The following is a 10,416-nucleotide window of genomic DNA, read 5'->3' on the forward strand; positions in this document are numbered from 1 at the left end:
TTCCGGCGGAGCCATAGCCTTCCATCAGGCCATCACAGCACCAAAGTATCGAGGCCAAGCTTTCAGGCACCTTTGGTTATGAAGTAAGAGCTGGTTCTGGCTTCAGTGTCAGCTCCGTCGGGTCAAAAGCATCGAGCCCGGGGAAGAAGAGAGGCGCTGTACGCATTAAGGATGCAAGTCTTTCCTTGTATGCTTCCAGGTATTGCTCCCGAACCTCTTCCCCCACCTGAGCGGCCTGCCAGGCTATAAAGGGAGGCAACACATCAAAGCCTACAAAACGCAGCATGCCCAGCTGGATTCCCAGCAGATAGTGGTCCATCTCCTTAAAAATACCGTTTGCGCTAAACATGGCCTGAGAGCCGCCGGTTGTCATGGAAACCATGGCCCTTTTGCCAGCAAATTTGCCACGGTCCTGCCATTGCTCATCATCATAGGCTGCCCCCATGGCAAAAACACGGTCCACCCAGCCTTTCAGGATGGCGGGCATAGAATACCACCACATTGGAAACTGGAAAATAAGGACATCACACCAGTTGAGCTTTTCGAGCTCCGCCTGAATATCAGGGGCAAATCCCTGATGGGTAAAGGCGTGCATCTCCTCCCGCATCTGCTTGTAATACTCCGGGTTGTGTCGCGTGGTGAAGTTTTCCCAGCCGGAGATGGCATTCCATCCCATCTTATATAGATCTGACACGATCACCTCATGCTTATGCTCCAGCAGAAACTGCTCGGCAGCACGGGTAAGCGCCCCGTTGAAGCTCTTGGGTTCCGGGTGCGCGTGAACAATAAAAACTTTCATAGCAGTATTTAATTATAAGTTTTTTTACAAATATCTGCCCTATTCAAGTGCAAACCCCTGTAAAAAAGGAAGGTTTAATGTTGAAAAATACGGTACTTTCAGGTACCGAAGAAGGGAGTGGCTGTGCAAATCCACGCATCATGAAGCGGCATCCGCCGTCAATGCCTGCCGCTGGCGGAACTCCGAGGGCCTAAGGCCGGTAAGCCTTCTAAAAAAAGCAGAAAAGTACTCCGGGTTTTCAAATTGGAGCTCATCGGCAACCTGGGCAATGCTCTTGTTAGTTTGCAGCAGTAGCGCCTTGGCATAATTGATCTTCGCTTTATGAATCAATTGGAGGGCTCCCTGGCCACTAACTTTTTTTATCGTCTGGGAGAGATGTTTCGTGCTGATATGCAGTCTGTCCGCGTAATCTTTTACATTCGATAGCTCCAGCAGATGCTCGTGCATCAAGTGCTCAAACTCCGCAAAGATCGCCTGCTCACGGTTTAGGATACTCCAATGGCCCTCAACGTTTTTGTAATGCCTTTTCCCTAATAGGAGAAGTACCTGCAAGTAATGTAAAATGATTCTTTTACTATTGGCGTCCAGGTGCTGGTACTCATTGAAAATGCTGGTGAATAGTGGGGTGAATGCCACCACCTGATCTTGCTCCAAGAAGATATAGGGACAGTTAAAATGGTTAAAAAATGGCAAGTCATGTAACGGCAGTCCATCCGAAGCAGTGGTCCCGATGAATTCCGGGGTAAACAGGATGGTGAAGCCTTTCAAGTTTTGCTTGTGCTCCGCGATCAACGCTGCGGAATTCAAACGCTGAGGGCTTATAAAAGTCAAGCGGCTACCGCTTGACTGACTCGCATACTGATCAATCGTATAACTGTACGCTTGAGTAATTTCCAGAGAGATTTCATAAAAGCTCTGTCTGTATGCCGATAGGTCTATCAAGGAATCCGAGGCCAGGTCCTCGTACCTGTAAATCACAAAGCCCTCCAAGGAGGTGTGAACAGGCAGATGACAGGTATTCAAACAGGCATCAATATGGTTAAAGTAAATAATATCATCGGTTATCTCTTTCATACAAGCTAATGGCTAAGATTTAACAGGCTACGCTAATAACACCAAAGAGACGGCACACATGCTAACAAACCTATGCGCAGCCTTTGATGCGCATACAATGGGGGAAGCCTAGCTCGAGCTGGCTCCAACTGGATGGTGAAAAGCGGATAGACAGCAGCTTCCATGGGCAAGCACGGCAAACCGCAGCGTTCACCCTATGACGTGTGCTTCACCCCTGCCCCTGTTCCGGTTTTGCTGCATCGCATCCAGGCTGAAGGGGTAGCTGGCAACATTTGCCAGTAATACACACGCACTCGCCCCTATCCAGACAGAATAGGTGAAGGTGGATTTAATGCCTAGTCCCATGGACATGGTCAGGGCAAAGAGTAGCAGCAGGCCCCCTGAGCCAACCGCCGCCAACCTGGTTTTGTAGCCAATGAGGAGTTGTACGGCAAAAACAACCTCTAGCACGGTGGCTGCCATAGCCAGCAGCTCCCCAACCTGGGGAGGGACAAAAAAATTGAGCTTGTTGGAGTAGGCTAGAAAATTTTCCCAGTTGCCCCAGGAGGCGTTCGGACTCCCGGGTTCTCCCCAGATACCCAGCCGATCCGCAACCGCCGATAAAAAGGCGGTCGCTACTGCCACTCTTGCAAAAAGCTGGCTGAACCTATCGCTATTATTCCGCATAATCACTTGTGTCTTGTACTGCCACAAAATTATGCAGCCGCCGTGTAGCTATCCTTAAACTGGTTTAAGAAATATACTTACGCAGTTTTTACTGCTTTTCAAGAATGCATGGACCCGGAACAGGCAGCCTTTTATTTGACCACAGAAAGAGGAAATCGCTAAAAACCCTTCGCGTACACTTGCTGATAAAGTTGGAGTTTCATCGTTATACGCTGGTCAACAGCTGCGGCATTTCACCTACCTGTTGGGACAGTTAAACCGCTTGTACGCGTGGGACTTGATAGCGCACCACCCCAGGCATAGCATTAGCATGACGCATCTCTAGCGCAACTTTCTATTGGTCCAGCCTGCCGCATAGGGAAGCAGTGCCCGCAGCGTCCCCCCCAGCCTATAAACCGGCACACAGGCTGGGGTAAAGAAGACGCCTGCCTGTCGCAAAGCAGTCTTGCTCCAGACAAGCGCAGCAGCTTCCGGGGGAGAGCTCTGAGGCGTGAGCGCCCTACCTACCTCGCCTGCCTTGCCCTAAGCCTAAAAAAAGCCGTCAGTATTTCCCACTTTGCAAACAAAGGTTATATTTCGGGTGAAATCACATTGTTTCAGCCAAGCTAACGGACCGTGCTGTTAAACCAAATCAGATGCCACGTATGAAGACGATCAGTATCCTTGTCCCCCACCAGGGTCTTGTGGCGGCGATCGGCAACGCCTCCTACCTGTTTGCCATGGTCAATGACTTTCTCGAGCAGGGCGGCAAGCCTCCCTTGTACGAGGTGCAGCTGGTCGGCCTATCCCCGCAGATGAGACTGGGCAAAGGACACTTTCAGGTACAGGCCGACACCCTCATCCAGGACACCCGCAAAACAGACCTGATCATCATCCCCCCCATGAGCGGCGACATGGAGCAGGCGGTCCAGCTCAACCGCGCCTACGTCCCCTGGATAAAGGCGCGCTACGAAGAGGGGGCGGAAGTGGCCAGCCTCTGTGTGGGGGCCTTTCTGCTGGCGGAAACAGGTCTACTCCAGGGTCGGGAGTGCTCTACCCATTGGAACACCTCCCCGCTCTTCAGGCGCCTGTTCCCGTACGTGCAGTTGGTTGACCACAAGGTCATCACAGACAACCACGGCCTGTACACCAGCGGTGGCGCCAACTCCTACTGGAACCTCTTGATTTACATCATCCGCAAGCATGCAGGCGGGGAGATCGCCCGGCTCGCCTCCAGCTACTTCGAGGTCGAGCTCGGCAGGAACAGCCAGTCCCCTTTTATGGTGTTTGAGGGCTATAAAATGCATGAGGACGAGCTGGTCCGAAAGGCCCAGCTGTACATAGAAGACAATTTCCAGCAGGGTTTCTGCCTAAGCCAGCTGGCCGAGCGATGCCACCTGTCGCGCCGCACCCTACAAAGGCGCTTCAAAAGTGCAACGCAGCTTACCCTTACTGACTATATTCACCGGGTCAGGGTGGAGGCGGCCAAAAACCTGCTGGAGCTGAAAACCCTTTCTGTGGGAGAGGTCATGGACAAGGTGGGGTATCAAGACCCGAAAGCCTTCAGAAATGTCTTTAAAAGGGTAACGGACCTCTCGCCCCAGGAATACAGGAGCAGGTATACCTAAGGGAACAATCTCCCGCAGGCTAGGCCAAGGAAATTCTACGGCGGATACGGCTCAGGGCCTGTGGCGTCACCCCGATATAGGAGGCAATATGCTTCAGCGGGATGTGACGGAGTAGTTCAGGTCTTTGGGAAAACAGATCGGTGTAACGCTGCTCAGCCGTCTTGTTCAAAAAGGACAGCTCCCGGCTGGACTTGATTAAGAAGAGCTGCTCTGCGTTCTTTCTTCCTATTTCATTACCAACTTTGGTGTGCTGGTATACCTGCTGTAAGTCCTGATGGCTCATACGCCACAGCCTGCAGGCCGTCAGGCATTGAATCTCATATTCACACGGGGCCTGTGTCAGGAAGGAATCATAGGCACTGACAAACCCTCCTGGAAAAACAAAACCAAACGTCACGTCATTCTCAACCTTGGGAATATATAGCCGGAGAATGCCGGATTCAACAAAGGAGAGGTAATGCTCCGTAAAGCCCTGTTGCAGGATGATACTCTTTTTAGGGAAATCCACAGGTTTCAGCTTGGAACTGAAGAATGCCCAGTCTTCCTCGCTTAACTGTGAAAAGGAGTCTATGTGGTTTCGAATATGTTCCATCACTTCCGGGGGCTGCTTTCTTCACAAACAGCAAAGCGTAGCTTTCGTTTAAAGTCCGGAAGGTACGCGTTATTGTCGTAAATCACGCTTCAGGCTACTACAGTAATTTGGCCTTCCCCCATCAGCCTACCGCTTTCACTTCTGATAGGCAGCATTTTAGCAGAAGATAAGCGTACCCCCACAGCAGGCCATTTCTGAATCCGATCGTGCAGCGATGGAAAAGTTTATTCCCAACATTACGTTGCTTGTGAATGCACTTGGGCACAAAGTATTTGATGAAAAGCGTGAAAACAAAAAGAGCGTCCAGGAGCAAACTATATTCTATCTAAGAGGCGCCGGAGCTCAAGGTGCACCAACAGCGGACGGGTTTGTGATATACAAAGTCTCAAAGGCTGCTGTATCTACGGTAGCTTCCATTTCACCGTCTTTTGCTAAACGAAGACAGCAACTAGTTGATCAGAATGTACTCACTCTTAACAGTGATGTTTACGAGTTTACCGAAGATACCATCCTGAGCAGCCCCTCCACCGCTGCGGTGGTAGTAATGGGCAGAAATGCTAATGGATTAATAGAGTGGAAACTCTCAAATGGAATTACACTAAAAGAGTATGAATCTACAGACAGGGTAGAAGCGATTTAAACTGTCTTTGGCCCAGCATTCTTTGATTCTGTAATTTTCACACCAAGCGCCTGAGTTTTATTAAGCTCAACTCTAATAAAGTTGAGCTTAATTTGACATCCACAATACTTACCTCTCCCGCATCAGCACCTCATCAATAATCCCGTACTCCCGGGCTTCCTCAGCACGCATCCAGTAGTCACGGTCGGCGTTCTCGTGAACCTCTTCGTAGGCTTTACCGCTGTGCGAGGCGATGATCTGGTAGAGTTCCTTTTTCAGCTTCAGCACCTCTCGAGCCGTAATTTCAATATCAGATGCCTGGCCTTGCACGCCGCCTAAGGGTTGGTGAATCATGATGCGGGCATGTGGCAGTGCCGAGCGTTTGCCTGCCGCTCCTCCGCAAAGCAATACCGCTCCCATCGACAAGGCTATACCTGTGCAAATGGTGGCCACATCAGGTTGCACATACTGCATGGTGTCGTAAATTCCGAGGCCGGCGTATACCGAGCCGCCCGGGCTGTTAATATAGAGCAGGATGTCCTTTTTCGGGTCAGCGGCCGATTCCAGGAAAAGCAGCTGGGCCGTAATGATGTTGGCGATGTTCTCCTCCACCTGTGTCCCCAAGAAAATGATGCGGTCCATCATCAGCCGCGAAAACACGTCAATTTCCCGGAAGTTGGTTGGCCGTTCCTCTATCACGGAGCGGGTCATGTTCTGCACCCGGTGCTGGTGTGCTATCCCCTCTACGTGGTGCATGTACTTATCTACTGCCAGACCGTTCAGCCCTTGGCTGTAAACGGCATATTTTCGAAATTCAGTCTTATAGTTCTGCATGGCTGTTTCGTTTTTATGTTTGAAATGTTTAGGCAAAAGGGTATCCCGCCTCAGCTGATGGGCTGAGGCAAAGGTGGTAGGTATAAATTTGCTGTTTGGTGAGGTAGCGGCGCTCGTAACAGGTTGCCTACCCGAATAGCCGCCGATGAATAGCCTGAAGCTCCTGTTGCAGCTGCCTGCGACCGGCTTCGCGCACAGCCTGGTAGGCAAGTTGCTGCGCCTCCGCCTGCTGCTGCCACTCCCGGTCCCAGAGCAACCTGATCTCGATGTCTTGTTGCTCCTCCTCCGGCAAGCGAGCCTGCAAAAAGGCTTCCAGGGTCTTTATGTTTTCCAGTTCAGTACGCAAAGTCCTTTACCTGAAATCGTGTATGGTGTAGGCTGCCAGTGATTTTCGGAGCCGCTCCAGGCACTTGTACTTCTGTACCGTGGCAGAACGCACCGAACCATATTGCAGCTTTTCTGCTATCTGCTCCATTCGCTGCCCCAAGTAGTAGAACGACACCAGCACCTGACTGCACTTTTCTCCCAGCTTCTCCACAAACGTGGCCAGCTTCTGGTCTGCCTCTATGGACGGATCATCCTGTTGCAGCTTATCGTACAGCTCAGGTGAAAGCTCCTGTTTGCGGGCTCGCTTCTCTAACTCACGTTTCCACAGGTTTTTACAAACGGCTACCAGGTAAGTGCCTGCCGACGATGTGAGCGTTAGCTGGTCTTGCATCACCTTCTCGTAAAACAGGATGATTGCTTCCTGCACCAGGTCCTGTGCATCGTGGGCGGTGCCGCTGTGCTGCTTTACATGGTGCAGCACCGTGGGGTATACCTTGGCGTAGATATTCTCCAGCGTCTTTTCCCTATCATTTATCAGCCCCTGCCGCACATCCGAAGCCACGGCAGGTATAGCGAAAGTCTCCATAAGCTTTTTTTATAGTTAATCCGAAAAAGGCGCCAACTATCACCCAGGCCCTGCTATTATTTTTAAGTCAGTTACTTTCCTGTAAACGGTCATTTGATGTTTTAAGTCAGAGTAGCGGTACTTCTCATACGGTATGTTGCTGAATAATACAGGTTTGCAATGGGTCAGGTTCTCCATCAGGTATAACCCAAGGGCCAACCCTTTTAGTTGGTAGTAAAGTATGGTTATATAAAACCGTACGCTTCTGATGACCAGCCATAACCTGCCTAATCAAAGCCAGTCTTCAGCCATTCTAACCAGTCTAGGTATATACCGGCGCCTGATGGCTGACAATATCTCTCGGCTCAAAGATCATTTTCACAGGACTGCCAGCCAATGCCGTTGGACCATCACTGGAAAAATGGTGCAGAAAGCTCCCTTCCTTGCTATCATGTGCGGCATGTTCCTTCATCTTTTTTAACATTACCTGTAGGGGTGTACAGCCGTACGGCTTCAAATCACAGGCACGGCCAGCTATCAATACTAGTTTCAGAAAGATGAAGCAAACTTAACACCCAAGGCGATATGGCAAAATGGTTAGAAGTGCCATTTTACAGGGCCATTCGTGCCAATAAAGCAGGGCCTCTCCACTTTTCATAGTACAGGTTGCATAAAAGCGAACGCATATGTCTCAGCGTCTATAGCCAACCAATTAAGGGGAAGGACACAACCAGCCTCCAGGTACTGCCTGACATGAATCCTATCTGTTCGTTCTGTAAGTAAACACCCCGCAAACCGGATACCCGGAGCATTTGCCGTAAATATCCACACACCGAATTTCAAGGCCCCTTTTAGCTTTTTGAAGTGCCTGGTGAAATACAGTTATATGCCATCAAGTGGGCTATAAAAATATGGCTTGTCGTACCATGCCATGCCTCAGGAAGCTGGCCGTATCAGCGGCCGATGGCGTCACAAAAAAGAACCTTCGCAAATACATTCAGCGCAGCCAAGCAGCATCGGGGGAACCAGCGGCATCCGAACAGCATTTCCTTTCTAAGGAAAGGCACCAATGGGTTAGCCAGTGGTTAAAAGCCTTCACGTACTGCATACCCCTACCTGCAGCGAGAAAACAGGCTGTTGCCCATCATGCCTTAGGTATGAGGAAGCGGTAACAGTGGAAAGTATGGATGGCTAAAACGAGGGTATCCAATACACATGCTGACGAAGCGCCTTTAAAAAAAATGAGGTATTATTGCTAGTGGGCAGCAGGCAGACTCCGGGCTACTTCAAAACGCTGCATAAGCCTTTCAGGCTTCATTGTGACATTTTTCATTCAGGTCTCTCATAAAAATGATTCAACGATATGGACATAACCGACAGCTTACACCAGCACATTTCCAAGTACATTCACTTTAGCCAAGAAAGCTTCACAGCAATTCTCCCCTATTTTCAGGTAAGGGAGATAGCGAAGAAAGAAATGCTCATGGAAGCAGGCAACCTTTGCAGGAGCTGCTTCTTTGTGCTGAAAGGATGCTTGCAACTCTATTATGTCAGTGAGAAGGGAGCGGAGAAAACCCTGCAGTTCGCCATAGAGAACTGGTGGCTTTCAGACTTTCTGGCCTTTCATCACCGACAGAATACCGAGTTTTACATCCGGGCGGTGGAGCCCACGCAGGTACTCTGCCTCACCTATGAGAACCAGGCTCACATGCTGGAAGCTTTTCCTGCGCTGGAAGCCTACTTTCGGAATGTCTACCAGATTGCTTATGGCGCTTCGCTCATGCGGGTGAAGTTTCTATTTGATTACTCAAAAGAGGAAATTTATTTTCACTTCACACGTCACTTCCCTGAGTTTGCGCAGCGCGTTCCCCAGTACATGCTTGCCTCCTACCTGGGTCTCACACCGGAATACGTCAGCGAGATTAGGAGAAAGCTTTCTTAAACAGGCTTAAGATTATTTCGCATGGTCGGCCTTTTCTTTGCACCAACCTAAACACGATAAAACGCATGGAAAAAAGAGTTCAATTTGATGCACGAGAGCCAAAGGCGCTGGAAGGAATGTATGCTATGGAGCGTTATCTGCAAAACAGCAGGCTCAGCGACAAGCACAGAGACCTGATTAAAATCAGGGCCTCCCAGCTCAACGGCTGTGCTTTTTGCCTGGACATGCACACCAGGCACGCCTTGCAGCATGGGGAAACACAGCAGCGCCTGTTTGTACTGAGTGCCTGGCGTGAATCCGACCTGTTCACGCCGGAAGAACAAGTACTTTTGCAAATAGTAGAGGAAGTCACCCTGATCCACCAGGCCGGGCTCACTTCCGATACCTACCAAAAGGCGCTGGAAGTTTTTGATGAGCAGTATCTCTTACAAATCATTATGGCTGTCACGGTTATCAACGGATGGAATAGAATAGCCATCAGCGTCCGGAAGCCGCTTGAAGCTTAAGGCAGCACGGGCTAGCCTCACGTCTTCCAGGTAAGTGGCTGCCAGGTGCTGCCTTTGGGACTAACCTGTCAAGCTAGGGAACGTGACGGCACAGGAGGAGCAGGATGCAGGTTGCAGTGGCGCGAACTTAGGGCATGGCGCATGCGGACAGCTAACAGGAGAATGTTAACCCAGGTTCATTGCCTCTCTGCATCTGTATACCCAACTTGCATCAGAAAGGAGAAATGTTTGACAACTTCCTCCTGATCTGCCTGAGTTTTATTTATGCAGCAGCTTAAAAGTTAACTGTTTAAATCATGAAACCATTAGTCGTACTACTCGTAGCTTTTTTTCTTGCCCTCATCGCCATTCGGCTCATCAATGGGAAATACAAGACAGCAACAGCCGGTCGCGTTGCCATGTCTGTGATGCTGGTCTTCACAGCCATGGGGCATTTCAAGTTCGACCAGGGGATGGCCCTGATGATCCCGGATTTCATCCCCTACAAGCTTCAGGTGGTCTACTTGACAGGATTGTTGGAAATAGCGGCCGCGGTTGCACTTTTACGGCCAAGGTTTAAGCGCATGACCGGCTGGCTCCTGATCGCCTTCTTTATTCTGGTCTTGCCGGCCAATATCCATGCCGCGCTACTGCAGGTGAATCATGAACAGGCCACCTATGACGGCTACGGCCCTGCCTACCTGTGGTTCAGAATTCCTTTGCAGCTTTTTTTCATCGGTTGGGTCTACCTTTGCTGCATCCGGCGACGGACAGCTACTCCGAAGGAACTGCAAACTACTATCAGCTATCAGTAAGAGGAACCGGCCCTGTCAGGCGCTTTACCCTGTGGCCTCTACCGTCTTGGCGAGATCCGACACCAGCAGCAGGTGCATGAGGTGCGACAGG

The 10,416-nt window shown here is 50.3% G+C and carries 12 protein-coding genes; 5 read left to right on the top strand and 7 right to left on the bottom strand.

Going from position 1 to position 10,416, the window contains the following annotated elements:
- Positions 1 to 76: 76 nt before the first annotated feature.
- The 3 genes from AC5FXQ_RS19210 to AC5FXQ_RS19220 all read right to left on the bottom strand — a co-directional run bounded on the left by AC5FXQ_RS19210 (position 77) and on the right by AC5FXQ_RS19220 (position 2,539).
- Positions 77 to 799 (bottom strand): NAD(P)H-dependent oxidoreductase, encoded by a 723-nt coding sequence (locus AC5FXQ_RS19210; RefSeq protein WP_493604030.1) that lies wholly within the window; start codon positions 797 to 799, stop codon positions 77 to 79.
- 138 nt (positions 800 to 937) lie between these two features.
- On the bottom strand, positions 938 to 1,873 hold the full coding sequence (locus AC5FXQ_RS19215) for an AraC family transcriptional regulator (RefSeq protein WP_493604031.1): 936 nt from the start codon (positions 1,871 to 1,873) through the stop codon (positions 938 to 940).
- Positions 1,874 to 2,062: 189 nt separating this feature from the next.
- Positions 2,063 to 2,539 (bottom strand): DoxX family membrane protein, encoded by a 477-nt coding sequence (locus tag AC5FXQ_RS19220; RefSeq protein ID WP_493604032.1) that lies wholly within the window; start codon positions 2,537 to 2,539, stop codon positions 2,063 to 2,065.
- Between the two features lie 635 nt (positions 2,540 to 3,174).
- Here AC5FXQ_RS19220 and AC5FXQ_RS19225 point away from each other — a divergent pair.
- Positions 3,175 to 4,146 (top strand): GlxA family transcriptional regulator, encoded by a 972-nt coding sequence (locus tag AC5FXQ_RS19225; RefSeq protein WP_493604033.1) that lies wholly within the window; start codon positions 3,175 to 3,177, stop codon positions 4,144 to 4,146.
- Positions 4,147 to 4,165: 19 nt separating this feature from the next.
- Here AC5FXQ_RS19225 and AC5FXQ_RS19230 read toward each other — a convergent pair whose 3' ends face one another.
- Positions 4,166 to 4,738: a Crp/Fnr family transcriptional regulator gene (locus AC5FXQ_RS19230; RefSeq protein ID WP_493604034.1), complete on the bottom strand. Its 573-nt coding sequence runs from the start codon at positions 4,736 to 4,738 to the stop codon at positions 4,166 to 4,168.
- Between the two features lie 214 nt (positions 4,739 to 4,952).
- Here AC5FXQ_RS19230 and AC5FXQ_RS19235 point away from each other — a divergent pair, with 214 nt between their 5' ends.
- On the top strand, positions 4,953 to 5,378 hold the full coding sequence (locus AC5FXQ_RS19235) for a DUF4357 domain-containing protein (protein WP_493604035.1): 426 nt from the start codon (positions 4,953 to 4,955) through the stop codon (positions 5,376 to 5,378).
- A 108-nt stretch (positions 5,379 to 5,486) separates the two neighbouring features.
- On the opposite strand, the gene AC5FXQ_RS19240 is transcribed toward AC5FXQ_RS19235, so the two are convergent.
- The 3 genes from AC5FXQ_RS19240 to AC5FXQ_RS19250 form a co-directional block, all read right to left on the bottom strand.
- A complete protein-coding gene (locus AC5FXQ_RS19240) occupies positions 5,487 to 6,191 on the bottom strand; it encodes a ClpP family protease (RefSeq protein WP_493604036.1) in 705 nt (234 codons plus the stop codon).
- Between the two features lie 127 nt (positions 6,192 to 6,318).
- A complete protein-coding gene (locus tag AC5FXQ_RS19245; protein ID WP_493604037.1) occupies positions 6,319 to 6,537 on the bottom strand; it encodes a hypothetical protein in 219 nt (72 codons plus the stop codon).
- 6 nt (positions 6,538 to 6,543) lie between these two features.
- Positions 6,544 to 7,104: an RNA polymerase sigma factor gene (locus AC5FXQ_RS19250; RefSeq protein ID WP_493604038.1), complete on the bottom strand. Its 561-nt coding sequence runs from the start codon at positions 7,102 to 7,104 to the stop codon at positions 6,544 to 6,546.
- Between the two features lie 1,342 nt (positions 7,105 to 8,446).
- Here AC5FXQ_RS19250 and AC5FXQ_RS19255 point away from each other — a divergent pair.
- The 3 genes from AC5FXQ_RS19255 to AC5FXQ_RS19265 all read left to right on the top strand — a co-directional run bounded on the left by AC5FXQ_RS19255 (position 8,447) and on the right by AC5FXQ_RS19265 (position 10,325).
- Positions 8,447 to 9,025 (top strand): Crp/Fnr family transcriptional regulator, encoded by a 579-nt coding sequence (locus AC5FXQ_RS19255; protein ID WP_493604039.1) that lies wholly within the window; start codon positions 8,447 to 8,449, stop codon positions 9,023 to 9,025.
- Positions 9,026 to 9,090: 65 nt separating this feature from the next.
- The gene (locus tag AC5FXQ_RS19260) at positions 9,091 to 9,531 is read left to right on the top strand and encodes a carboxymuconolactone decarboxylase family protein (RefSeq protein ID WP_493604040.1); all 441 of its coding nucleotides are present in this window, start codon (positions 9,091 to 9,093) and stop codon (positions 9,529 to 9,531) included.
- Between the two features lie 296 nt (positions 9,532 to 9,827).
- Positions 9,828 to 10,325, top strand: a complete 498-nt coding sequence (locus tag AC5FXQ_RS19265; RefSeq protein WP_493604041.1) for a DoxX family protein — start codon at positions 9,828 to 9,830, stop codon at positions 10,323 to 10,325.
- Positions 10,326 to 10,416 lie beyond the last annotated feature (91 nt).

The sequence above is a fragment of the Pontibacter sp. LHS1 genome, assembly GCF_058932855.1.

Excerpts from the sequence above, each read along its gene's own strand:
- AC5FXQ_RS19265 (WP_493604041.1), top strand. The coding sequence starts at position 9,828 with ATGAAACCATTAGTCGTACTACTCGTAGCTTTTTTTCTTGCCCTCATC.
- AC5FXQ_RS19215 (WP_493604031.1), bottom strand. The coding sequence starts at position 1,873 with ATGAAAGAGATAACCGATGATATTATTTACTTTAACCATATTGATGCC.
- AC5FXQ_RS19220 (WP_493604032.1), bottom strand. The coding sequence starts at position 2,539 with ATGCGGAATAATAGCGATAGGTTCAGCCAGCTTTTTGCAAGAGTGGCA.
- AC5FXQ_RS19235 (WP_493604035.1), top strand. The coding sequence starts at position 4,953 with ATGGAAAAGTTTATTCCCAACATTACGTTGCTTGTGAATGCACTTGGG.
- AC5FXQ_RS19255 (WP_493604039.1), top strand. The coding sequence starts at position 8,447 with ATGGACATAACCGACAGCTTACACCAGCACATTTCCAAGTACATTCAC.
- AC5FXQ_RS19260 (WP_493604040.1), top strand. The coding sequence starts at position 9,091 with ATGGAAAAAAGAGTTCAATTTGATGCACGAGAGCCAAAGGCGCTGGAA.
- AC5FXQ_RS19240 (WP_493604036.1), bottom strand. The coding sequence starts at position 6,191 with ATGCAGAACTATAAGACTGAATTTCGAAAATATGCCGTTTACAGCCAA.
- AC5FXQ_RS19210 (WP_493604030.1), bottom strand. The coding sequence starts at position 799 with ATGAAAGTTTTTATTGTTCACGCGCACCCGGAACCCAAGAGCTTCAAC.
- AC5FXQ_RS19250 (WP_493604038.1), bottom strand. The coding sequence starts at position 7,104 with ATGGAGACTTTCGCTATACCTGCCGTGGCTTCGGATGTGCGGCAGGGG.
- AC5FXQ_RS19225 (WP_493604033.1), top strand. The coding sequence starts at position 3,175 with ATGCCACGTATGAAGACGATCAGTATCCTTGTCCCCCACCAGGGTCTT.
- AC5FXQ_RS19230 (WP_493604034.1), bottom strand. The coding sequence starts at position 4,738 with ATGGAACATATTCGAAACCACATAGACTCCTTTTCACAGTTAAGCGAG.